At 64.1% G+C, this 23,488-nt stretch carries 23 protein-coding genes and 1 tRNA gene; 6 read left to right on the top strand and 18 right to left on the bottom strand.

What is annotated here, in order from left to right:
- Window position 1: 1 nt before the first annotated feature.
- The 17 genes from nuoN to EHH60_RS03405 all read right to left on the bottom strand — a co-directional run bounded on the left by nuoN (window position 2) and on the right by EHH60_RS03405 (window position 18,711).
- On the bottom strand, window positions 2-1,438 hold the full coding sequence (gene nuoN / locus EHH60_RS03485) for an NADH-quinone oxidoreductase subunit NuoN (protein WP_124158064.1): 1,437 nt from the start codon (window positions 1,436-1,438) through the stop codon (window positions 2-4).
- 22 nt (window positions 1,439-1,460) lie between these two features.
- Window positions 1,461-2,969: an NADH-quinone oxidoreductase subunit M gene (locus EHH60_RS03480; RefSeq protein ID WP_124158063.1), complete on the bottom strand. Its 1,509-nt coding sequence runs from the start codon at window positions 2,967-2,969 to the stop codon at window positions 1,461-1,463.
- Window positions 2,970-5,072 (bottom strand): NADH-quinone oxidoreductase subunit L, encoded by a 2,103-nt coding sequence (nuoL, locus tag EHH60_RS03475; RefSeq protein WP_124158062.1) that lies wholly within the window; start codon window positions 5,070-5,072, stop codon window positions 2,970-2,972.
- 8 nt (window positions 5,073-5,080) lie between these two features.
- A complete protein-coding gene (nuoK, locus tag EHH60_RS03470) occupies window positions 5,081-5,389 on the bottom strand; it encodes an NADH-quinone oxidoreductase subunit NuoK (protein ID WP_008547737.1) in 309 nt (102 codons plus the stop codon).
- Window positions 5,386-6,024 carry an NADH-quinone oxidoreductase subunit J gene (locus EHH60_RS03465; protein ID WP_061027048.1) on the bottom strand — a complete coding sequence of 213 codons (639 nt, stop codon included), beginning with the start codon at window positions 6,022-6,024 and terminating at the stop codon, window positions 5,386-5,388. Before EHH60_RS03465 ends, nuoK begins: the two co-directional genes overlap by 4 nt.
- Before the next feature lie 137 nt (window positions 6,025-6,161).
- On the bottom strand, window positions 6,162-6,650 hold the full coding sequence (gene nuoI / locus EHH60_RS03460) for an NADH-quinone oxidoreductase subunit NuoI (RefSeq protein ID WP_024341235.1): 489 nt from the start codon (window positions 6,648-6,650) through the stop codon (window positions 6,162-6,164).
- Between the two features lie 14 nt (window positions 6,651-6,664).
- Window positions 6,665-7,732 (bottom strand): NADH-quinone oxidoreductase subunit NuoH, encoded by a 1,068-nt coding sequence (gene nuoH / locus EHH60_RS03455; RefSeq protein WP_124158061.1) that lies wholly within the window; start codon window positions 7,730-7,732, stop codon window positions 6,665-6,667.
- Window positions 7,733-7,742: 10 nt separating this feature from the next.
- On the bottom strand, window positions 7,743-9,818 hold the full coding sequence (gene nuoG / locus EHH60_RS03450; RefSeq protein ID WP_124158060.1) for an NADH-quinone oxidoreductase subunit NuoG: 2,076 nt from the start codon (window positions 9,816-9,818) through the stop codon (window positions 7,743-7,745).
- A 5-nt stretch (window positions 9,819-9,823) separates the two neighbouring features.
- Window positions 9,824-11,149, bottom strand: coding sequence for an NADH-quinone oxidoreductase subunit NuoF (gene nuoF / locus EHH60_RS03445; RefSeq protein ID WP_124158059.1), 1,326 nt, complete (start codon window positions 11,147-11,149; stop codon window positions 9,824-9,826).
- Between the two features lie 15 nt (window positions 11,150-11,164).
- Window positions 11,165-11,371 carry a hypothetical protein gene (locus tag EHH60_RS03440; protein WP_124158058.1) on the bottom strand — a complete coding sequence of 69 codons (207 nt, stop codon included), beginning with the start codon at window positions 11,369-11,371 and terminating at the stop codon, window positions 11,165-11,167.
- Window positions 11,371-11,982: an NADH-quinone oxidoreductase subunit NuoE gene (gene nuoE / locus EHH60_RS03435; protein WP_091885987.1), complete on the bottom strand. Its 612-nt coding sequence runs from the start codon at window positions 11,980-11,982 to the stop codon at window positions 11,371-11,373. The genes EHH60_RS03440 and nuoE overlap by 1 nt, the downstream gene beginning before the upstream one ends.
- Before the next feature lie 11 nt (window positions 11,983-11,993).
- On the bottom strand, window positions 11,994-12,956 hold the full coding sequence (locus EHH60_RS03430) for an FkbM family methyltransferase (protein ID WP_199751270.1): 963 nt from the start codon (window positions 12,954-12,956) through the stop codon (window positions 11,994-11,996).
- Entirely contained in the window at window positions 12,956-14,152 is a 1,197-nt protein-coding gene (locus EHH60_RS03425; protein ID WP_124158056.1) for an NADH-quinone oxidoreductase subunit D, read from the bottom strand. Before EHH60_RS03425 ends, EHH60_RS03430 begins: the two co-directional genes overlap by 1 nt.
- Window positions 14,153-14,154: 2 nt before the next feature.
- Window positions 14,155-14,766: an NADH-quinone oxidoreductase subunit C gene (locus EHH60_RS03420; protein ID WP_124158055.1), complete on the bottom strand. Its 612-nt coding sequence runs from the start codon at window positions 14,764-14,766 to the stop codon at window positions 14,155-14,157.
- A gap of 11 nt (window positions 14,767-14,777) precedes the next feature.
- Window positions 14,778-15,359 (bottom strand): NuoB/complex I 20 kDa subunit family protein, encoded by a 582-nt coding sequence (locus EHH60_RS03415; RefSeq protein ID WP_370140969.1) that lies wholly within the window; start codon window positions 15,357-15,359, stop codon window positions 14,778-14,780.
- Window positions 15,356-15,721, bottom strand: coding sequence for an NADH-quinone oxidoreductase subunit A (locus EHH60_RS03410; RefSeq protein ID WP_008136158.1), 366 nt, complete (start codon window positions 15,719-15,721; stop codon window positions 15,356-15,358). Before EHH60_RS03410 ends, EHH60_RS03415 begins: the two co-directional genes overlap by 4 nt.
- A gap of 743 nt (window positions 15,722-16,464) precedes the next feature.
- A complete protein-coding gene (locus tag EHH60_RS03405; RefSeq protein WP_124158053.1) occupies window positions 16,465-18,711 on the bottom strand; it encodes a TonB-dependent siderophore receptor in 2,247 nt (748 codons plus the stop codon).
- Window positions 18,712-19,115: 404 nt separating this feature from the next.
- Between EHH60_RS03405 and EHH60_RS03400 the strand changes: the two genes are divergently transcribed.
- From EHH60_RS03400 to pepT, 4 genes are all read left to right on the top strand, one after another.
- Window positions 19,116-19,319, top strand: coding sequence for a hypothetical protein (locus EHH60_RS03400; protein WP_124158052.1), 204 nt, complete (start codon window positions 19,116-19,118; stop codon window positions 19,317-19,319).
- Window positions 19,320-19,480: 161 nt separating this feature from the next.
- Window positions 19,481-19,557: transfer RNA gene (locus tag EHH60_RS03395), tRNA-Asp, on the top strand.
- Between the two features lie 192 nt (window positions 19,558-19,749).
- Window positions 19,750-20,079 (top strand): HU family DNA-binding protein, encoded by a 330-nt coding sequence (locus EHH60_RS03390; protein WP_124158051.1) that lies wholly within the window; start codon window positions 19,750-19,752, stop codon window positions 20,077-20,079.
- Window positions 20,080-20,183: 104 nt separating this feature from the next.
- Complete coding sequence (pepT, locus tag EHH60_RS03385) at window positions 20,184-21,434, top strand: peptidase T (protein ID WP_124158050.1); 1,251 nt, start codon at window positions 20,184-20,186, stop codon at window positions 21,432-21,434.
- 57 nt (window positions 21,435-21,491) lie between these two features.
- Here the strand turns inward: pepT and EHH60_RS03380 are convergent, their stop codons facing one another.
- Window positions 21,492-22,379: a hypothetical protein gene (locus EHH60_RS03380; RefSeq protein ID WP_124158049.1), complete on the bottom strand. Its 888-nt coding sequence runs from the start codon at window positions 22,377-22,379 to the stop codon at window positions 21,492-21,494.
- 367 nt (window positions 22,380-22,746) lie between these two features.
- Here EHH60_RS03380 and EHH60_RS03375 point away from each other — a divergent pair, with 367 nt between their 5' ends.
- Together EHH60_RS03375 and EHH60_RS03370 are read left to right on the top strand one after the other, a co-directional pair.
- Entirely contained in the window at window positions 22,747-22,986 is a 240-nt protein-coding gene (locus EHH60_RS03375; protein WP_124158048.1) for a hypothetical protein, read from the top strand.
- 120 nt (window positions 22,987-23,106) lie between these two features.
- A complete protein-coding gene (locus EHH60_RS03370; protein WP_124158047.1) occupies window positions 23,107-23,466 on the top strand; it encodes a hypothetical protein in 360 nt (119 codons plus the stop codon).
- Window positions 23,467-23,488: the final 22 nt, after the last annotated feature.

Here is a 23,488-nt window from a genome sequence, read left to right as displayed (position 1 = left end):
CCTAGAACAGCGACTTTGCCGCGGCGGAGGCGACGCTCACCACCGGACCTGCGAACAGCGCGAACAGGATGTTGAACAGGCCCGCCACCGCCAGCACCGTCCGCACTTCGATGCGCACCGGATCGACCTGGCCGGCCGGCTCGTCGAAGTACATCGTCTTGACGATGGCGAGGTAGTAATAGGCACCCACCACGCTGGTCAGCACGCCGATGACGGCGAGCGTGAACAGGTTCGCCTTGATGGCAGCGACGAAGACGTACCATTTGGCGAAGAAGCCGGCGAGCGGCGGGATGCCGGCGAGCGAGAACAGCAGCATCGCGAACATGAAGGCGAGCAGCGGATTGGTCCGCGACAGGCCTGCGAAATCGCTGATCTGCTCCACCGCCTGGCCGTTGCGCTTCATGGCGAGGATGATCGAGAACGAGCCGAGCGTCATCGCGACATAGATCACGATGTACATCAGGACGCCCTGCGCGCCCTCGACCGTGCCGGAGGCAAGGCCGACCAGCGCAAAGCCCATGTGGCCGATCGACGAATAGGCCATCAGGCGCTTGATGTTGGTCTGGCCGATCGCGGCGAAGGAGCCGAGCGCCATGGAGGCGATCGCCACGAACACCAGGATCTGCTGCCACTGCGAGACGATGCCGGGGAATGCCGTCAGCGTCACGCGGGTGAAGACGGCGAGCGCGGCCACCTTCGGCGCGGACGCGAAGAAGGCGGTGACCGGGGTCGGCGCGCCCTCATAGACGTCGGGCGTCCACATGTGGAACGGCACCGCCGAGACCTTGAAACAGAGGCCGGCGAGCAGGAAGACGAGGCCGAAGACCAGCCCGACATTCGAGACGGTGGCCGCCGCGGCGATGCCGGTGAAGCTCACCGTTCCGGTGAAGCCGTAGACCAGCGAGGAGCCGTAGAGCAGCATGCCCGAGGACAGCGCGCCGAGCACGAAATACTTCAGGCCGGCTTCGGTCGACTTGGCATTGTCGCGGTTCGAGGCGGCGACGACGTAGAGCGCCAGCGACATCAGCTCGAGGCCGAGATAGAGCGAGATCAGGTCGCCGGCCGAGATCAGCACCATCATGCCGAGCGTCGAGAGCAGCACCAGGATCGCATATTCGAAGATGCGGCGCGACGGGTCAGACAGGAACTCGGCCGACAGGACCAGGGTCACCGCCGAGCCGATCAGGGCCAGGATCTTCATGAAGCGGGCGAAGTCGTCGACGATGAAGCTGCCGCCGAAGGTCACCTGCTTGCCCGCAGGCTGCATGTAGACGAGCGCGCCGACCACGATCAGGAGCACCACCGCCAGCGACGTGACCGTCCTGGTCGTCTCCTGCCCGCGATAGGCTCCGAGCATCAGAAGCGCCATCGCGCCGACCGCGAGCACGAGCTCGGGCAGCACCGGCGCCAGTTGATAACCTGCAGACTCAAAGCTCATGGCGATATCCTGACCTGCCCGATCACTGGAGCAGTGCGGCGGCCTTCATGGCCGTCACAGCGGTGTTGTAGTTGTTGACGAGTTGCTGGACCGAGGCGGCCGACATGTCGAGCACCGGCTTGGGCCAGACGCCGAACAGGATCGTCAGCGCGATCATCGGGAACAGCGTCAGGCATTCCCGGAAGGTGAGATCCTTCATGCTCATCAGCGACGGCTTGACCAGGGCCCCGAACACGACCTTGCGGTAGAGCCACAGCGCATAGGCCGCCGACAGGATCACGCCGAAGCTGGCGAAGAACGCGGTCGGGATCGAGACCTTGAAGGTGCCGAGCAGCGTCATGAACTCGCCGACGAAGCCGCTCGTTCCGGGCAGGCCGACATTGGCCATGGTGAAGACCATGAAGGTCATCGCGTAGAGCGGCATCCGGTTGACGAGGCCGCCATAGGCCGCGATCTCGCGGGTGTGCAGGCGGTCGTAGACGATGCCGACGCAGAGGAACAGCGCGCCGGAGACGATGCCGTGCGAGATCATCTGGAACACGCCGCCGGCGACACCCTGCATGGTGCCGGCGAAGATGCCCATGGTGACGAAGCCCATATGTGCCACCGACGAGTACGCGATCAGCTTCTTCATGTCCTCCTGCATCAGCGCCACCAGCGAGGTGTAGATGATGGCGATGGCCGAGAGCGTGAAGATCAGCGGCGCGAAGTCGTGCGAGGCCAGCGGGAACATCGGCAGCGAGAAGCGCAGGAAGCCGTAGCCGCCCATCTTCAGGAGGATCGCGGCGAGGACCACCGAGCCCGCAGTCGGCGCCTCGACGTGCGCGTCGGGAAGCCAGGTGTGCACCGGCCACATCGGCATCTTCACCGCAAAGGAGGCAAAGAAGGCGAGCCACGCCCAGGTCTGCAGGGACCGCGGCACGGCCGTGTGCATCAGGGTCGGGATGTCAGTGGTGCCGCCGTTCCAGTACAGCGCCATGATGGCGAGCAGCATCAGGACCGAGCCGAGCAGCGTGTAGAGGAAGAACTTGAACGAGGCATAGACCCGGCGCGGACCGCCCCAGACGCCGATGATCAGGAACATCGGGATCAGACCGCCCTCGAAGAACAGGTAGAACAGCACGAGATCGAGCGCCGAGAAGGTGCCGATCATCAGCGTCTCCAGGATCAGGAACGCCATCATGTATTCGCGGACGCGGCTCGTGATCGCCTTCCAGCTCGCGATGATGCAGAACGGCATCACGGCGGTGGTGAGGATCACCAGCGGCAGCGAGATGCCGTCGACGCCCATATGATAGGTGATGCCGGTGGCGAGCCAGTTCGCCTTCTCGACGAACTGGAAGTCGGGATTGGACGGGTCGAAGCGCATGACCAGGATCACCGACACCGCGAAGGTGATCAGCGTGGTCCACAGCGCGATCCAGCGCGAGTTACGCTTGGCCGCCTCGTCATCCCCGCGGCTGAGATAGACGATCAGCGCGCCGACCAGCGGCAGGAACGTCGTGACCGAAAGAATGGGCCAGGTTGTCATTTACTGGCCTCCAAAGCCGAACATGAACCAGGTGATCAGGCCGGCGGCGCCGATCAGCATGGCGAATGCGTAGTGATAGAGATAGCCGGTCTGGATCTTGACGACGTTGCGGGTGACGTCCAGCACGCGGGCCGAGACGCCGTCGGGGCCGAAGCCGTCGATGATGAAGCCGTCGCCCTTCTTCCAGAGCTGATAGCCGATCCACTTCGCCGGACGGACGAAGATGAGGTCGTAGAGCTCGTCGAAGTACCATTTGTTGAGCAGGAACTGGTACAGCATCGGCTGCGTCTTCGCGAGCTCGACCGGCAGATAAGGCCGGCGGATGTAGAACAGGTACGACACCAGGAAGCCCAGCACCATCATCACCGTCGGCAGGAAGGCGATGGTCTGCGGGATGTGGTGCATCTCCTCGATGATGTGCGGGTTCATCTTCACGGATTCGCGGAAGAATTCTTCGATGCCGTGACCGGCGAACAGCTCCTTGAACGGAAGGCCTGCGACGAACGAGCCGACCGCGAGCACGCCGATCGGGATCAGAATCCAGAGCGGAGCCTCATGCGCCGCCTCGTAGTGATGCTCGTCATGCGGCTCGCCGTGGAAGGTCTTGAAGATCAGGCGCCAGGAGTAGAACGAGGTCAGGCCGGCGGCGACGATCGTCATCAGGAAGCCGTACACCGCAAACGGATTGTGCGAGGCATAGGCGGACTCGATGATCGCGTCCTTGGAGAAGTAGCCGGCGGTGAGCGGAAAGCCGGTGAGCGCCAGCGTGCCGACCACCATCACCGCATAGGTGTAGGGGATCTTTTTCCAGAGGCCGCCCATGTTGCGGATGTCCTGCTCGTGGTGCATCGCGTAGATCACCGAGCCGGAGCCTAAGAACAGCAGCGCCTTGAAGAAGGCGTGCGTGAACAGGTGGAACATGCCGACCGAATAGGCCCCTGCCCCCATCGCCACGAACATGTAGCCGAGCTGCGAACAGGTCGAATAGGCGACGATGCGCTTGATGTCGTTCTGGACGAGACCGATGGTCGCCGCGAAGAACGCGGTGGTCGCGCCGAAGAACATCACGACGGCCTGTGCGTTCGGGGCGAGCTCGAACAGCGGCGACAGGCGCGCCACCATGAAGACGCCGGCTGTGACCATCGTCGCGGCATGGATCAGCGCCGAGACCGGGGTCGGGCCTTCCATCGCGTCCGGCAACCAGGTGTGCAGCAGGAACTGCGCCGACTTGCCCATCGCGCCCATGAACAGGAGCAGACAGGTCAGGGTCAGCGCATCGGCGTGCCAGCCGAGGAAGTTGACGGTCTTGCCGGTGAGACCGGGCGCCGCGTGGAAGATGGTCTCGAAATCGGTCGAGCCGACCAGCATGAAGATGGCGAAGATGCCGAGCGCGAAGCCGAAATCGCCGACGCGGTTGACCACGAAGGCCTTTATCGCGGCCGCGTTCGCCGACGGCTTCTGGTACCAGAAGCCGATCAGCAGGTAGCTGGCCAGACCCACGCCTTCCCAGCCGAAGAACAACTGCACGAGATTATCCGCGGTCACCAGCATCAGCATGGCGAAGGTGAACAGGCTGAGATAGCCGAAGAAGCGCGGCCGGTTCGGATCCTCGTCCATGTAGCCGATGGAATAGAGGTGCACGAGCGAGGACACGGTCGTCACCACCACCAGCATCACGGCGGTGAGCGTGTCGACGCGCAGCGTCCACCAGACCTGGAGGTCGCCGGAGAAGATCCAGGGCAGCAGCTGGATCCTGTAGTCGTGGTGCATGAATCCGACATCGACCAGCGTCATCCAGGACAACGCCGCCGAGACGAACAGCAGCGCCGTGGTGATCAGCTCGGCGCCGCGCGAGCCCGCCGCTGGCGGCTCGACCGGACCATGGCCGTGATCGTCGTGCCCGTCGCCGGGCTCATGGTGCGTCGCGTGGATGACCGAGGCGTCCTCGTTGATCGTATCGGACGCATGAGCGTGCGCGTGACCATGGTCGCCGTGATGCTCGAGCTCGTCGCCCGAGGGATTGCGAGCATGCGCGCCCACAAGCGCGATCAGGCCGGCCAGAATGGCGCCCAGCAGAGGCAGGAAAACGATTGCCTGAACCATTTGAGAGCTCAGCCCTTCATCAGATTGACGTCCTCAACCGCGATCGAGCCGCGGTTGCGGAAATAGACCACCAGGATGGCGAGACCGATCGCGGCTTCAGCAGCCGCAACCGTCAGCACCAGCAGCGCGAAGACCTGGCCGACGATGTCGCCGAGGAAGGTCGAGAATGCGACGAGGTTGATGTTGACCGAGAGCAGGATCAGCTCGATCGACATCAGGATGACGATGATGTTCTTGCGGTTCAGGAAGATGCCGAGGATGCCGAGCGTGAACAGGATCGCTCCGACCGCCAGATAATGTCCGAGCCCGATCGTCATTTCACCCACTCCGCCGCATCGGCGTCCGAGAGCCCCTGCCCCGGCGCCACCTTGCGCATCGCCATCGCCATCTCGGGCGTGCGCGCGTTCTGAACGTTGATGTCCTGCCGTTTCACGCTCGCCTTGTGCCGGAGCGTCAGCACGATGGCGCCGATCATGGCGACCAGCAGCACCATGCCCGAGAGCTGGAAGTAGTGGATGTACTTCGTATAGAGCACGAGGCCGAGCGCCTCGGTGTTGCTGACATTGGCCGGGATCGCCGCCGTGATCGTCTTGGAGACGCCGGGATTGATGACCCAGAAGCCGACGGTGAGCAGCAGCTCGAACAGGAAGATGCCGCCGATCACGAGACCGACCGGCAGGTACTCGATGAAGCCCTCGCGCAGCTCGAGGAAGTCGACATCGAGCATCATGATCACGAACAGGAACAGCACCGCGACCGCGCCGACATAGACGACTATCAGCATCATGCCGAGGAACTCAGCGCCCATCAGCACGAACAGGCCGGAGGCGTTGACGAAGGCCAGGATCAGGTACAGCACGGAGTGCACGGGATTGCGCGAGACAATCACCATGACGGCCGAGGCGACGCAGACGCCGGCGAAGAGATAGAAGAACAGCGCGGGAAGGATCATCAGGCATTCCCCGTCATTCCGGGGCGTGGGCAAAGCCCGCGAACCCGGAATCTGGAGGTTGTGGCGCGAGATTCCGGGTTCGCGCTTGGCGCGCCCCGGAATGACGAGGATATGGCGGGAACGATCATGCTCTCATCTCACCGGTACGGCGCGTCGAGCTCGATCGCTTTCGCGATCTCGCGTTCCCAGCGGTCGCCATTGGCGAGCAGCTTGGCCTTGTCATAATAGAGCTCCTCGCGGGTCTCGGTCGCAAACTCGAAGTTCGGGCCTTCGACGATGGCATCGACCGGACAGGCCTCCTGGCAGAGGCCGCAATAGATGCACTTCACCATGTCGATGTCGTAGCGGACGGTGCGGCGGGTGCCGTCGTTGCGGCGCGGGCCGGCCTCGATGGTGATGGCCTGCGCCGGGCAGACCGCCTCGCACAGCTTGCAGGCGATGCAGCGCTCTTCGCCGTTCGGATAGCGGCGCAGCGCGTGCTCGCCGCGGAAGCGCGGCGAGATCGGGCCCTTCTCGAACGGATAGTTCAGCGTCGGCTTCGGCTGGAAGAAATAGCGCATGGCGAGGAAGAACGCCGAGACGAATTCCGACAGCAGAAGCGAGCGTGCAGTGGCGTTGATATTGATACCCATGACGGCCCTCACTTCGGCGCGATGCCGGCGAAATGCAGCACGCCGGCCACCACGATCACCATCACGAGCGACAGCGGCAGGAACACCTTCCAGCCGAGGCGCATCAGTTGATCGTAGCGGTAGCGGGGCACGATCGCCTTCGCCATCGCGAACAGGAAGAACATGAAGAACAGCTTGAGCGAGAACCAGATGATCCCCGGCACCCAGTTGAAGGGCGGCAGGTCGACCGGCGGCAGCCAGCCTCCGAGGAACAGGATCGTCGCCAGCGCGCACATCGTGACGATCGCGACATACTCGCCGAGCATGAACAAGAGGTACGGCGTCGAGCCGTACTCGACCATGAAGCCGGCCACGAGCTCGGATTCCGCTTCGACGAGGTCGAAGGGCGGACGGTTGGTTTCCGCCAGCGCCGACACGTAGAACACCACGAACATCGGGAACAGCGGCCAGACGTACCAGTTCAGGATCGTGAGCTGCGGCAACCCGATCAGGCTGGCGAAACCGCGCGCGTGCTGGGCCTCGACCACCGCCGTCAGGTTCAGCGTGCCGGCGCAGAGCAGCACCGTGATGATGACGAAGCCGATCGAGACCTCGTACGACACCATCTGCGCCGCCGAGCGCAGCGCCGCCAGGAACGGGTACTTCGAGTTGGACGACCACCCGGCCATGATGATGCCGTAGATCGACAGCGACGAGATCGCGAAGATGAAGAGGACACCGACATTGATGTCGGCGATCACCCAGCCGAGATTGGTCGGGATCACGGCCCAGGCGGCGAGCGCGAGCACGCACGAGACCAGCGGCGCCAGCAGGAACACGCCCTTGTTGGCGCCCGCAGGAATGATCGGCTCCTTCAGCACGAACTTCAAGAGGTCGGCAAAGGACTGCAGCAGCCCCCACGGGCCGACCACGTTCGGGCCGCGACGGATCTGCACCGCCGCCCAGATCTTGCGGTCGGCAAGCAGGATATAGGCGATCGCGACCAGCAGGACGACCAGCACGAGGACACTCTGCGCGATCATGATGATCAGCGGCCAGAGGAATCCGGTCCAGAATGCGCTTTCGAAGAATTCCATCAGATCACGCTCACTCCGCTGCGGTCAGCATGTGCCCGGAGGCGAGGCGCGAGCATTCCGCCATCACGGCGGATGCACGCGCGATTGGGTTGGTCAAATAGAAGTCCTCGACCAGGGGCTTGAAGGGCGCCTTTTCGGGCGAGCCGCCCTTCCCCGCCAGCTTCTTGATCTGGTCGGCAGAGGCGGCCTCGATCTGGCCGAGACGGATCAGATGCGGCACCGCTTTGAAGATCGCCTGGCGCAGCGCTGCGAGCGAGTCGTAGCCGAGCTTCTTGCCGAGCGCTTCGGACAACGCGCGGATGATCGCCCAGTCCTCGCGGGCTTCGCCCGGTGGAAATGCGGCGCGGCCGGTCATCTGCACGCGGCCTTCGGTGTTGACGTAGATCGCGGACTTCTCGGTGTAAGCTGCGGCCGGCAGGATCACGTCGGCGCGATGCGCGCCGCGGTCACCATGGGTGCCGATATAGACGACGAAGGTGCCGTCCGGCGCCTTGATCTCGTCGGCTCCTAGCAGGAACAGCAAGTCGAGCGTGCCGAACGTCGTCATCTGCGCAGCGTTGAGCCCGCCACCCGTGGCGGAGAAGCCGATGTCGAGCGCACCGACGCGCGAGGCGGTCTCGTGCAGCACGCCGAAACCGTTCCAGCCGTCCTTCACAGCGCCGACGTCGAGCGCGAGCTTGGCGGCGGCGGCAAGGATGGCCGCGCCGTCGTGACGTGCGGCCGCGCCCGCACCGACCAGGATGATCGGTTTCTCAGCGTTCTTCAGCACGTCCATGAAGGAATGCTTGCCGGCCGCGAGCTCGGCGAGCGTCTCGGTGCCTGCGCCGAGATGGTCATAGTCGTAAGTGAGATCGGCCTTGGGGCCGATCACGCCGACCTTGAAGCCACCGGCACGCCAACGCTTGCGGATGCGGGCGTTGAACACGGCCGCCTCCTTGCGCGGATTGGCGCCGACGACGAGCAGCGCGTCGGCCTGCTCGACGCCCGCGAGCGTCGGGTTGAAAATATAGGAGCCACGGCCAAGCGCCGGATCGAAGGCATCGCCGCCCTGCACCGCCAGGTTGGCAGAGCCATATCTGGCGAGCAAATCCTTCAGCGCGAACATCTCCTCGACACCGGCGAGATCGCCCGCGATCGCGCCGATGCGCTTGCCGTCGGTGCGCGCCGCCTTGGCGGCGATTGCGGCAAAGGCCTCGGGCCAGGTTGCCGCGCGCAGCTCGCCGGCCTCGCGAATATAGGGCCGGTCGAGCCGCTGGGTGCGCAAGCCATCAACGACGTGGCGGGTCTTGTCGGAGATCCACTCCTCGTTCACGGCCTCGTTGATGCGCGGCAGGATACGCATCACCTCACGGCCGCGAGTATCGACGCGGATCGCAGATCCCAGGCCGTCCATGACGTCGATCGACTGGGTCTTGCCGAGCTCCCACGGACGTGCCGCGAAGGCATAGGGCTTCGAAGTCAGCGCACCGACCGGGCAGATGTCGACGAGGTTGCCCTGCAGTTCCGACGTCAGCGCGTGCTCGAGATAAGTGGTGATCTCCATGTCCTCGCCGCGGCCGGTGGCGCCCATCTCGGGGGCGCCGGCGACTTCCGCCGAGAAGCGGACGCACCGCGTGCACTGGATGCAGCGGTTCATCGAGGTCTTGACCAGCGCGCCGAGATATTTGTCCTCGACCGCACGCTTGTTCTCGGCGAAACGGCTGGTGTCGACACCGTAGCCCATCGCCTGGTCCTGAAGGTCGCACTCGCCGCCCTGGTCGCAGATCGGGCAATCCAGCGGATGGTTGATGAGAAGGAACTCCATCACGCCTTCGCGCGCCTTCTTCACCATCGGCGAACGGGTGGAAATCTCCGGCGGCTCGCCCTTGGGACCCGGACGGCAATCGCGCACGCCCCAGGCGCAGCTCGCGACCGGCTTCGGGCCGCCCTTCACCTCGACGAGGCACATCCGGCAATTGCCGGCGATCGACAGCCGCTCATGATAGCAGAAGCGCGGAATCTCGGCGCCGGCCGCCTCACACGCCTGGAGCAGCGTGTATTCGGCGGGGACGTCGATCTCTTTGCCGTCGATGATGAGCTTGGTCATGTCTCTTACTCCGCCGCGACCATGTTCACGGGATCGCGGACGCCGATATCGTCGATGTCGGCCTTGTGCGAATACTGGTCGATGCGCGCTTCGATCTCGTGACGGAAATGCGCGATCAGGCCCTGGATCGGCCATGCCGCCGCGTCGCCGAGCGCGCAGATGGTGTGGCCCTCGACCTGCTTGGTCACCTCCAGCAGCATGTCGATCTCGCGCTTGTGGGCGCGGCCCTCGGCCATGCGGGTCAGGACCCGCCACATCCAGCCGGTGCCCTCGCGGCACGGCGTGCACTGGCCGCAGCTCTCGTGCTTGTAGAAATAGGAGATGCGGGCGATGGCGCGGATCAAATCGGTGGACTTGTCCATCACGATCACGGCCGCGGTGCCAAGGCCCGAGCGCAGCTTGCTCAAGGAATCGAAATCCATCGGCGTGTCGATGATCTGCTCGGCCGGGACCATGCGTACCGACGAGCCGCCGGGGATCACGGCCTTGAGGTTGTCCCAGCCGCCGCGAATGCCGCCGCAATGCTTCTCGATCAGCTCACGGAACGGAATGCCCATGGCTTCTTCGACGTTGCAAGGCCGCTCGATATGGCCGGAAATGCAGAAGAGCTTGGTGCCGACGTTGTTCGGGCGGCCGATGCCGGCGAACCAGGCCGCGCCGCGGCGCAGGATGTCCGGCGCAACCGCGATGGACTCGACGTTGTTGACGGTGGTCGGGCAGCCGAACAGACCAACATTCGCCGGGAACGGCGGCTTCAGCCGCGGCTGGCCCTTCTTGCCTTCGAGGCTTTCGAGCAGCGCGGTCTCCTCGCCGCAGATATAGGCGCCGGCGCCGTGGGCGACGTAGATGTCGAACGGCCAGCCGTTGACGTTGTCCTTGCCGACGAGCTTGGCCTCGTAGGCCTGGTCGATCGCGGCCTGGAGGTGCTCACGCTCGCGGATGAACTCGCCGCGGACATAGATGTAACAGGCGTGCGCGTTCATCGCGCAGCTGGCGATCAGGCAGCCCTCGATCAGGAGATGCGGATCGTGCCGCATGATCTCGCGATCCTTGCAGGTGCCGGGCTCGGATTCGTCGGCGTTGACGACCAGATAGCTCGGCCGGCCGTCGGTCGATTCCTTCGGCATGAACGACCATTTCAAACCGGTCGGGAAGCCGGCGCCGCCGCGGCCGCGGAGCCCCGAGGCCTTCATCTCGTTGATGATCCAGTCGCGGCCCTTGTCGATGATGTTCTTCGTGCCATCCCAGGCGCCGCGACGCCGCGCGCCCTCGAGCCCCCAATCGTGGAGGCCGTAGAGGTTCTTGAAGATGCGGTCCTTGTCCTCGAGCATATCAGTGCTTTCCGATCAACGATTGGACTGCTTGTAGGCAAGTCCGGCGGCGCAGATGCCAAACGTCAGCGCCCAGAGCAGACTGGATTCCAGCGGCGCGTTCAGGCCGAAACGCTGAAGCAGGAAGATGAAGGCGGCGGCCACGACGGCGTGCATCGCGATGAAGCCCCACTTCTTCATGGCACCGCCCCCCTGCATTGCCGGCGACGAGAGATCACGCATCAGGTGATCTCCTTCAGCGTGGTCGGCCCGGTGATCGGCGCCGAGAACTGGCGGCCGTTCTGCGGACCCGGCTTGGGCGGATTGCCCGACGCAAAGCCATCGAGCACCTTGCCGAAGCTTTCCTTGGTCAGGTCCTCATAGGTATCCTTGCCGATCAGCACCATCGGCGCATTCACGCAGGCGCCCAGGCACTCCACCTCTTCCCAGCTGAAATTGCCGTCCTTGGAGAGATGGAAGGGCTCATGATGGATGCGATGCTCGCAGACATGGATCAGATCCTCGGCGCCGCGCAGGCGGCAGGGCGTGGTGCCGCAGACCTGGACATGGGCTTTCTTGCCGACGGGGGCGAGTTGGAACATGGTGTAGAAGGTCGCGACCTCCAGCACGCGGATATAGGGCATATCGAGCATGTCGGCGATGACGCGGATCGCGGCCTCCGAAACCCAGCCCTCGTTCTGCTCCTGCGCCCGCCACAGGATGGCGATGACGGCGGAGGCCTGGCGGCCGGCCGGGTACTTCGCGATCTGCTGCCTGGCGAATGCGAGGTTCTCCTCCGTGAACGCAAAGCTCGCGGGCTGGACTTCCTTCGGTGCTAATCGGCGAACGGACATCTCTCAATCTCTCACTGCATACGGCGCGCGGTTTTAGCATTCAGGGCATCGATCCTGTCCTGCCAGAATGCGCTTGCGGTGCCGAAAACGTTGTAGCCGACGTGGGTCGAGACCTTGATGCGGTCGAGGATCGACAACTCGGTCACCGTCTCCATCCGGTTGCTGCGCGGATCGAACACGATCAGCTTCAGCGGGGTCTGTTCGAGGATGAAGCGCGACACGGCATGAGAGCGGTCGCTGCCGTGCTCCTCGCACATGATGACGCTGTCGGCCTCGAGCAACCGGGCGCCGCCCTTGATCGCCTCGATCTCGACGCCCTCGACGTCGAGCTTGATCAGGTATTTGCCGGCGGGCGCGATCTTGCCGTCGTCGATGAGGTTGTCGAGCGCGATCACGGTCACTTCTTCACCGCCAGCCGACGGATTGCCGGCGATGCTGAAGGCCTCGTGCTTGGTGCCGGACAGCCGCGCAGTGCCGCGGGTCGCGCCGATGGCGCATTTCATGGTCTCGAAGCGGTTGCCGTTGACGCGGGCGTTGTTGGCGAGCTTCGGATAGTTCTGCCCCGACGGCTCGATCGCGATCGCCTTGTGCGAACCAAAGGGCTTGCTCGACACCAGCACCGACCAGTAGCCGTAATTGGCGCCGCAATCGAGCAGCGTGTAGTCGACGTCGATGGAGTCGGCGAACAGCAGCTCGAGCTCGTCTTCGTAGTTGTAGGAGCGGTTGAGCAGCTTGCTCCAATAGCCGTCGCCGTAGGGGAATTCGAACACGGCGTCGGGATTGAGCCTGATCGCGATGTTGCGCTCCGGCAGCGTCTTGCGCAGCAGATTGGCGCAGGCGATGTAGCCCATGTGCGAGAAGTGCGACGAGATCTTCGATCCCGTCACCAGCGCCAAGGCAGCCGTCCGCTCCCACAGGTTGGCCCCTTCAAGGGCCCCCGAGGCGCGGTCAAACTGGATTGGCGCCTGCGCCATCACCGATCGACCTCTCCGAACACGATGTCGAGCGAACCCAGGATCGCCGAGACGTCGGCCAGCAGATGGCCGCGGCAGATGTGATCCATCGCCTGCAGATGCGCAAAGCCCGGCGCGCGGATCTTGCACTTGTAGGGCTTGTTGGTGCCGTCGGAGACGAGATAGACGCCGAACTCGCCCTTGGGCGCCTCGACCGCGGCATAGACTTCGCCGGCCGGCACGTGGACGCCCTCGGTATAGAGCTTGAAGTGGTGGATCAGCGCTTCCATCGAGCGCTTCATCTCGCCACGGCGCGGCGGAGCGACCTTGTTGTCCTCGACGACGACGGCGCCCTTGCCGTCAGGCGCGTTCAGCTTCTGGATGCACTGCTTCATGATGCGCACGGACTGGCGCATCTCTTCCATGCGGATCAGATAGCGGTCGTAGCAGTCGCCGTTCTTGCCGATCGGAATGTCGAAATCCATCTCGGCGTAGCACTCATAGGGCTGCGACTTGCGCAGGTCCCAGGCCGCGCCCGAGCCGCGCACCATCACGCCCGAGAAGCCCCACTCCCAGGCTTCCTTGAGCGGCACCACGCCGATGTCGACGTTGCGCTGCTTGAAGATGCGGTTGGCGGTGAGCAGGCGGTCGAGGTCGTCCACGACCTTCAGGAACGGGTCGCACCAGGCCTCGATGTCGTCGACCAGCTTCTGCGGCAGATCCTGATGCACGCCGCCGACGCGGAAGAAGGCTGCGTGCATGCGGCTGCCCGAGGCACGCTCGTAGAACACCATCAGCTTCTCGCGCTCTTCGAAGCCCCACAGCGGTGGGGTCAGCGCGCCGACGTCCATCGCCTGCGTGGTGACGTTGAGCAGATGCGAGAGGATGCGGCCGATCTCGCAATAGAGCACGCGGATCAGCTGGCCGCGGCGCGGCACCTCGATGCCGAGCAGCTTTTCAGCGGCGAGGCAGAAGGCGTGCTCCTGGTTCATCGGCGCGACGTAGTCGAGCCGGTCGAAATACGGGATCGCCTGAAGGTAGGTCTTCTGCTCGATCAGCTTCTCGGTGCCGCGATGAAGCAGGCCGATATGGGGATCGACGCGCGCGACGATCTCGCCGTCCAATTCGAGCACGAGACGCAACACACCGTGGGCTGCAGGATGCTGCGGTCCAAAGTTGATGGTGAAGTTACGGAGATTTTCAGGTTGCTCGTTCATGATCAGACCTTCGGCCCCGCCTTCTCGTCACCGGGCAGCGGATAGTCCGCTCCTTCCCACGGCGAGAGGAAATCGAACTTGCGGAATTCCTGGTTGAGCCGCACGGGCTCGTACACCACCCGCTTCTCCTGGTCGTCGTAGCGGACCTCGACGAAACCGGTGAGCGGGAAATCCTTGCGCAGCGGATGCCCCTCGAAGCCGTAGTCCGTGAGGATGCGGCGCATGTCGGGATGGCCGACGAAGAACACGCCGTAGAGGTCGTAGGCTTCGCGCTCGAACCAGTCCGCGCCCGGGAACAATTCGATGAGCGATGGCACCTGCGTGGTCTCGTCCGCCTGGGCCCGGAGCCGGATCCGCGTGTTCAGCGTCGGTGACAGGAAGTGATAGATCACGTCGAAACGCTTCTCGCGATCGGGATAGTCCACCGCCGTGATGTCAGTGATATTGACGAAACGGCAGTTCGGATCGTCGCGGAGGTACTTGACCACCTCGACAATCCTGGCGGCCTCGATATCAACCGTGAGCTGGTTGAAGGCCACCGAATGACCGGTGGCGGCGCCCGGAAGCGCGCTAACGATCGTCTGCCCCAGGGCGTCGAGCTTGGCGTCGTCCATGACGTAAAACCTTAGCGTTCGATGGTGCCGGTGCGCCGGATCTTCTTCTGCAGCAGCAGCACGCCGTAGAGCAGCGCTTCCGCCGTGGGCGGGCAGCCCGGCACGTAGATGTCGATCGGCACGATGCGGTCGCAGCCGCGCACGACCGAGTAGGAATAGTGATAGTAGCCGCCGCCATTGGCGCAGGAGCCCATCGAGATGACGTAGCGCGGCTCAGGCATCTGGTCGTAGACCTTGCGCAGCGCCGGCGCCATCTTGTTGGTCAGGGTTCCCGCGACGATCATCACGTCGGACTGGCGCGGCGAGGCGCGCGGGGCGAAGCCGAAGCGCTCGACGTCGTAGCGCGGCATCGACACCTGCATCATCTCGACCGCGCAGCAGGCGAGGCCGAAGGTCATCCACATCAACGAGCCAGTGCGCGCCCAGGTAATGAGATCGTCGGTCGCGGCCACGAAGAAGCCCTTGTCGGACAGCTCGTGGTTGACCTCGAGGAAGAACGGATCGTTGGCGCCGACCGGCCTGCCGGTCGACGGATCCAGAATGCCCTTCGGGGCCGGCGCAATGACCGGACCGGCGGACGGTGCAGGGTTCAATCCCATTCCAGTGCTCCCTTCTTCCACTCATAGGCGAACCCGACCGTCAGCACGGCGAGGAACACCACCATGGACCAGAAGCCTGTCGCGCCAAGCTTGCCGAACGCCACCGCCCAGGGAAACAGGAACGCCACCTCGAGGTCGAAGATGATGAAGAGGATGGCGACCAGATAGAAGCGGACGTCAAACTTCATGCGGGCATCGTCGAACGCGTTGAAACCGCACTCATAGGCCGACAGCTTTTCCGGGTCCGGCTGCTGGAACGCCACGATGAAGGGCGCGATCAGCAGCACCAGGCCAATGAGGCCCGCTACCCCTATAAAGACCACGAGTGGAAGATAGTTCTGAAGAATGCCGCTCATTGACGAGCCCTTTTTCCCGCAGCCTCGGGACAGCCACGGATTCGTCCGATTTGGAATTATTCTGAGCCTTAGCGCAGTGCACCAATGGGCGCAAGACACGCTCTTTTCAGGCCCTTTGCCGCTCCCAGAACGGTGAAAATCCCGGAATCACCCCGCGGCTGGTATGGAGCAGATCGCCAGACCCAGCAAGGGCAGTCACGGCTTCCCAGGTCAGCAGTTCTGAGATTGCGGCGCAGGGCACAAGGCAGCTATCGGCTGCGCCTTGACCGCGCAAATGTACGGTTTTCCCGGTGCGGCGGAGCGTCCAAACCCCGGCAACGACCGGCGCAGGCACCCTCCGCCGCCTCGTGACATAATTGCCGAGAGCCCTTTTGCCAGGGGTCCACAGAGCAGTGCAGCCAAGGAGCCATTGAGGGCGCTGCCGCGATCAGGCCAGGCACAACAAGGCGCACCTATCCACAGCTGCAAACGATCACAGAGCCATGCGCCACGAAGGGGCCGGGGTTCGTCTGGCGAATGCGTCGGCGGTCAATTCCAAACCGGCCGGCGAGCGCGGCGGCGGCGACTTGCTGGTTGGTCGCTCGCGCCGCGCTCGGATGAGCTTCGGGCGGGGGGCATAACCGATGAGCTCATCGATCTCCTGAAGGAAGATCAGTGGAGGTCCGGCCAGGCAAAGCAGATGATCGTCGCAATCGGCCGGCCCCAGAGCCGGCCCGGCACGACGGCCCTGCCCTCGCCCGTTCTCACCACTTGTAGGAGACGCTCGCGGTGATGCGGCGACGGTCGCCGTAGTAGCATGAGGTTACGACCGCGCAGCTCGCGACGTAGATCTTGTCCGTCACGTTCGCGACGTTGAGTGCAGCGCGCCAGTGGTTGTCCCATTCGTAGTGCACGGCGAGATCGCCCAGCACGAAGGACGGAACGAGCGCCGTGTTCGCGGTGTCGGCAAAGGACGAGCCGACGTAGCGCACGCCGCCGCCAAGGCCGAAGCCCCGCAGCGGGCCGTCGCTGAATGTATAGTCCGTCCAGACCGCGGCGAACTCCCGAGGAGTATTGGGCGGAGCGGTGCCGATCAGCGCGGAATCGAGGTCCTGGCTCACGAACAGATCGTAATTGGTGTAGCTCGCCACCAGCTTGAAGTCCGGCGTGATGTTCGCCACCGCCTCGAGTTCCACGCCACGCGAAGTGACCTCGCCGTTCTGGGTCTGGAACAGCGGATTGTTCGGATCGGTGGTCAGCGCATTCTTGCGCTTCAGATCGAACCACGCGACGCTGAACCGGGCGTTGAGCCCGACCGGCTCGTACTTCACGCCGACCTCGGTCTGCTCCGATGTCTCCGGCAATTGCAGCCGTCCGGCCGCATTGACGCCGATGATCGGATTGTAGCCCGTCATGTAGGAGACATAGGGCGCGACGCCAAAGTCGAGATTGTAGATCGCGCCGACGCGGCCGGAGAACTTGCTGTCTTCGCGGCTTTGATCTGGGCCGAGCCGGTTGTGGTTGACGAGATCAACCCAGTCCTGACGGCCGGACAGCACCACCGTCAGCCGATCGAGCTTGACCTGATCCTGGAGATAGACCGCGGCCATGCCCTGAGTGAGATAGGCGTCCTGATACAGCGCTCCGTTGAACGGCGCGTTGACGCCGTAGACCGGATTGAGCACGTTAAGATTGGTGCCCGCGCCAAAGCCCTGCCGGTCGTCGAGGGCGTAATGCTTGAGGTCGACGCCGAGCAGCGCCGTGTGTTGCAGCGCGCCGGTGGCGAAGCGGTACTCGAGCTGGTTGTCGAGGTTTAGCTGGTTGGCGACGCCGCGGGCGTAGAAATTGCCGCGCATGATGTCGGCGGCCGCCGGCGTCGTCGCGTAGCCCAGCCCGTAGAGACCGGTGTAGAAGACGTCGACATGCCCGAAGCGCGCATTCTGGCGGAAGTCGAGACTGTCCGTGATGTTCTTCGCGAACTGGTAGCCGAGCGTCTCCTGCTCGCGGCGAAACTGGTCGGCGCGGGGGTCGCCGGCGAACAGGCTGGTGGGAATGCGGCCGAACGGTGCGTTGGTAACAGTGCCGACATAAGGCAGGAAGTTCTCCGCCCTGGTGTTGTTGTGCGCAGCCGTGGCGTAGACGGTGAGCTTGGTGTCGGCGTCCGGCCGCCAGGTCACCGACGGAGCGAAGAAGAAGTTGTTGTCGTAAATATAGTCGGTCTGAGTGCCGCCGCCCTGCACCTGGCCGACAAACCTGTACAACATTTGCCCGTTGCCGGACTGCGGGACCACGCCGCCGATGTCGAACGCCGTGTAGGCGTTGCCATAGTTGTTGATGCCGACCTCGAGATAGCGCACCGGCTCGGCGAGCGGCAGCTTGCTCACCGCGTTGACGAGACCGCCCGGCGCCGAGCCGCCGTAGAGGATGCCGGCCGGCCCGCGCAGCACCTCCACGCGCTCGAGGTTGAATGGTTGCAGCTTCCAGCTCGCATACGAGGTGTAGAAGAGCTGCAGGCCGTCGAGGAACAGTGACTCGTTCTGCGCGGGGAAGCCGCGGATCAAGAACCAATCGTTGCGGAAATCGGCGCCGTAGGTGCCGCCGATCACGCCGGGCGTGTAACGCAGTACCTCGTCGAACTTGCTGACGATCTTCTGGTCGCGGATCTGCTCGGCGCCGATCACGGACACCGACTGCGGCGTCTCCATGATCGGCGTATTGGTCTTGGTGCCCGAGGAGCTGCGGCCGGCGACGTAGCCGTTCACCGGGCCACGCGGCGTCTCGACGAAGCCGACATTGCGTTGCGGCTGCGGTCTGTTCCTGTTGGCGGTCTGCACAGACGATCGAGGCGCGCGGCGCTGAGGGGTCGCAGCCGCGCGGCGCCGCACTTCCCGCACGGTGACCGTCACCGACGGCAGGTTCTGCGCGTCACTCTGCGCGGAAGACTGTGCGAGCGATGGCTGCGGCATCAAGACCCAAGCGGATGCGGTCGCCAACACGGCCGACCGCAGCATTCCAAAACTGTTCAACGCGCCCCCCAAAGCTGCATGTTCGATGCATCATGCCGCCTGTCCCGGAACGGCATGTGCGTGACGGCGACGCTTATGTGAGGGTGCGCGAATCCCCTAATTGAAAGCCTCTTAGAAAGACTCTTAGAAGCGCTCCAACGTTTCCGCTGTTGCAGCGAGATCGGCGCACATTCTTCTCGCTCTCGAGCATCTCGGCGTCGCTCGCCGTGAGCTGACCGACCTGCCCCTGCATGGAATTCGTCTGCGCTGAGGCCCGCCGCTCCCGTCTCCGGACGAAACCGGCCAGGCGGAGAGATGAAACCATTTTACGGAACCCGCGAAACCATCCGGAAACAGATCGCCCTTAAGACAAAGCCATAGACGGCGGCAAAGCCCGTCGGGAGGCTCAGATGAACCACTCATTTCACTCTGCTGATCGTGCGACCCACCTGAAAATCGTGGTGGTGGCGCTGGTTGCCGCCATCGTCGTGGCCGGCTTCGGGATCGCGGCCCGCACCAATGCGGACTATAGCCAGACGGCCCAGTCGACGCCCGTGATCAAGGCCGGCAAGCCGGTGGCGGTGACGAGTGCGGCGAGGTCGGAGATCCGCTAATAAAGTCGCTCTTCCGGGCTGACAATGGCCGCCCACGGGCGGCCTTTTTCGTTTTCCAGTGCAACGCTTAGCCGAGACAGACCGGTAAAGCGCAACGTCCTTGACTTCACCATGTCCCCCCTTTAAGTCCCCCCTCGTTCCGCGCGCTTCGAGCGAACCACGCGGGAGTAGCTCAGTTGGTTAGAGCGCCGGCCTGTCACGCCGGAGGTCGCGGGTTCGAGCCCCGTCTCTCGCGCCATTTTGGCAATCCCTTCATAGCCTTAACCCGAATTTCTCGACTCTTGTCGCATCTGCGCCAATGATGGCCGACGTCCGGAGGGAACTCCGGCCATAGTCAGCCCACGCCCGAATCGTCTACGCCTTCCGAGACTTAGAGGGATCCCGACACTTTTCCGGGGCTTTCCTGTCAGTGGAATCGAGGAGGCCAGTCATGGCTAAGAAGGATTCGGCTAAGAAGGATTCGGCGAAGAAGGCAGCCGCTCCCGCGACCATCACGCTCAAGCACCTCGCCGCGGACATCGCGGAGCGCCAGGACCTCTCGAAAAAGCACGCCGAAGCCGTCCTGACCGACATGGTCGACCTGATCACCAAGCACCTCAAGAAAGGCGACCGTGTCCGCATCGTGGGGCTCGGCATCCTCCAGGTCCGCAAGCGCGCCGCCCGCACCGGCCGCAATCCCGGCACCGGCGAAGCGATCCACATCAAGGCCAGCCGGAAGGTCGCGTTCCGCCCGGTGAAGGAACTGAAAGAGGCGATCTAGCGCTTACGGTTCACTAGCCCTGATCGGAGTTCGTTCGGGCCGCATCGTGGCCGGCTTTTCTGATATACCGCCTGCTTCCCTCAATCTCGGCGGTTCGACCAGAAATGTCCTCCCTCACCTTTTCGCATACCGTGACCGAGCGCTTCCTGCGCTATGTCACCATCGACACCCAGTCCGATCCGGAATCCCCCAGCTCCCCCTCGACCGAGAAGCAGAAGGATCTCGGCCGCGTGCTCGCCGCCGAGTTGAAGGCCATGGGCGTCGAGGACGCGCATCTCGACGATTATGGCTACGTCTATGGAACGATCCCGGCCAACACCGAAAAGAAGGTGCCGGTGATCTGCTTCTGCTCGCACATGGACACGTCTCCCGACGTCACCGGCAAGGACGTCAAGCCGCAAATCGTGAAGAACTATCGCGGCGGCGACATCGTGCTGCCCGGCGACACCAGCCAGGTGATCCGCTTTGCCGAGCACCCGGCGCTGAAGAACCAGATCGGCAACGACATCATCACCACCGACGGCACCACGCTGCTGGGGGCCGACAACAAGGCCGGTGTCGCCGAGATCATGGATGCCGCGCATTTCTTCATCAACAATCCCGATGTGAAGCACGGAACCATCAAGATCCTGTTCACGCCGGACGAGGAGATCGGCCGCGGCGTCGACAATGTCGACCTGAAGAAGCTGGGCGCCGATTTCGGCTACACCATGGACGGCGAAAGCGCCGGCTGCATCGAGGACGAGACCTTCTCGGCCGACGGCGCCACCATCACCATCAACGGCGTCAGCGCCCATCCCGGCTACGCCAAGGGCAAGATGGAGCACGCCATCAAGATCGCCGCGGCCATCGTCGAGCGTCTGCCGAAGGAAGGCTGCTCGCCGGAGACGACCTCGGGCAAGCAGGGCTTTCTGCATCCGATCGGCATCGAGGGAGCCCTGGAACAGGCGACGCTCTCCTTCATCGTCCGCGACTTCACCGAGGAAGGGCTGAAGGAGAAAGAGGTTCTGCTCGAGACCATCGTCGAGGACGTGATGAAGGACTATCCGCGCTCGACCTACAAGTTCGAGGTCAAGGAGCAGTACCGCAACATGAAGCAGGTGATCGATCGGCACCCGCATGTCGTCGAATATGCCGTCGAAGCCATCCGCCGCGCCGGCCTGCGCCCGATGCGCACTGCCATCCGGGGCGGCACCGACGGCTCCCGCCTGTCCTTCATGGGCCTGCCCTGCCCCAACATCTTCGCCGGCGAACACGCGTTCCATTCGCGGCTGGAATGGGTCAGCCGGCAGGACATGGAAAAGGCGGTGCAGACCATCGTGCATCTGGCGATGATCTGGGAGGAGAAGGCCTGAGGCTTCTCGACGGCGTCCGTTATGGCCGGGCTTGCGCCCGGCCATTTGTTTTCGAGCTTACGGCACCGGCATCGCGCGCGGACTGCGATGGAAGCGATTTGAGCTCGCCATCCAGTTCGGCAACGGTTCTCCGTCGCGATGCCGGCCGCCGGCGACGGCCGCAGCCCACGCCACCGCCGCGCCAATCAGGGTCGCGGCGGCGATCGAGAACGCCACGATGATCGAGTTGCGCCGCGCCCGGTTGATGGCCGTCCTGGACTCCGCGATCAGCGCGTCGACCCGTTTTTCGGAATCGGGCGCCGCCAGACCTGTGAGCGCGGCCACCTGCTGCACGAGATAGGTCCTGTCGTCGGTGGTGACGCCACTGTGGCTGGACGACGTCATCAGGATGCGTCCCGCTTCAGCCCGTGCTTCCCTCAGATCGACATTTGGCGCGCGGCGCGGCGCGCGGAACAGCTTGTCGAGCTCATAGCTGAGCAGAGGCTCGGCCGCGGACGAATTGCTGGCCGAGCTACGCATCGGCGAACGGTCAACCGCAGATGCCCCGAGCAGGGCGAGCAGAGCCGCGCCGGCCAGTACGGCCAGGGCCCAGGACGTCAGCCCATGCAGGCCGTCCCGCCGCTCGCCATCGTCTTCGATCGTCGCCAGCGCGGGCGCCGGACGCGTCGTCCGGCCGGCGATGTAACCGCCGAAGCCGAAGCTGATGATCGCCTGGATGATCAGATACAGCCCGGAGAGCAGCGCCAGGGCTGCCGAAGCATCGCGCCATGTCGGCGAGGCCGAACTGACGCCGAGACCGATGGCAACGCCAAAGCCGATCAAGATGAACGACATTGCGCCGGCGGCGAGAGCGCCGGCGAACACCGAGCTCCACCGGATGGTCCGGCGGTCGTCGGCAGTCGCCGCGCCGCCCTCCATCACGTCTTCCCGTACGAGAGTTTCCATTGTCGTTCTCTCAGCGCAGGCCGAAGAACGACAGGATCGCCATGATCACGACGATCAAGCCGATCAGATAAATCAGTCCGTCCATTGTCCGTCCTCCTCAGTTTCTTCTGGTCGCTAATCGCGACGTATGAGGAACGTTCCAAATTCCAGCGATGCGCGGGAACGAACCGGCGAGATGCGAATTATCTGCGGGAGTCCCGAGGATGAAGATTGTGAGCACAACGGGCCTCAGCCGGTCATTCCGGCTGGGGCCCTTCCGCATTTGCTGAGACCTGATCGCTCCCCACTCCTGTCCTATGTTAACGACGCCGGCTTCGGGATCATCAAAGATGCGATCGGGGCGGGACCTCCAGATCGGGAGAGGCGCGTGGATCGCAGAACGGCGTGCCTGCATCAAGCCGACGCATTCCGGGAGAAGGCCCTCGCCGATCCCGAGCACCACGACCAGTGGATCGATGAAGCCATCAAATGGCTGGAACGGGCGATGGAGGCGAGTTGTCGCGCCGTCATTACCGTGGCGGAAGACGGCAACGACGTTCCGGAGCCGGCCCCGACGACCGCCATCGAAGCCATGGCCTCGCACCGGCGGGTCATTACCAGCCAGTGAGAGGCGCTGGCGATGCAGGCGCCGCGGCGGCAATTGTTCCAGCGACGCAACAATGTTGCGGGTCGACACTGTTCCCGCGCCCATGCTAGGCCGGGCATAGACCGCAACCAGAGTGACGTCGTGCTCGCAAACCGCCAGCCCTCAGGATCTTGCCGCCCGCGCAACTGGCGCGGGTTGCTGGCTGTGCTGATCGCGGCGGTCTATCTGCTCGCGAGCGCGTTGCACGGCTCGCACGGCATCGACGTCACCACGCCCGGCGGCGGCTCGGAGATCGCGGCCCTGGATAGCCCCGCAGGCCACGGCGACCACAAGGTCATCGGCAGCCATCATTGTCATGGCTGTTTTTCGCTGACGGTCACACAGCCGGCGCCGTCGACCGCATCGGTCGCGCTTGTTTCCGCAGCGAGCCCACAACATGCGCCCCGGCTCGCCGGAATTGTCCTCGACACCGACTCCCCGCCTCCCAAACATATTGCCTGAACGGATTGGTCGGGCGTCCCGC

The sequence above is a fragment of the Bradyrhizobium sp. RP6 genome, from assembly GCF_003837805.1.
Taxonomy (GTDB): Bacteria; Pseudomonadota; Alphaproteobacteria; order Rhizobiales; family Xanthobacteraceae; genus Bradyrhizobium.
Note: the sequence above shows the minus strand (reverse complement) of the source record. Positions and strands in the feature narration are given on the sequence as shown.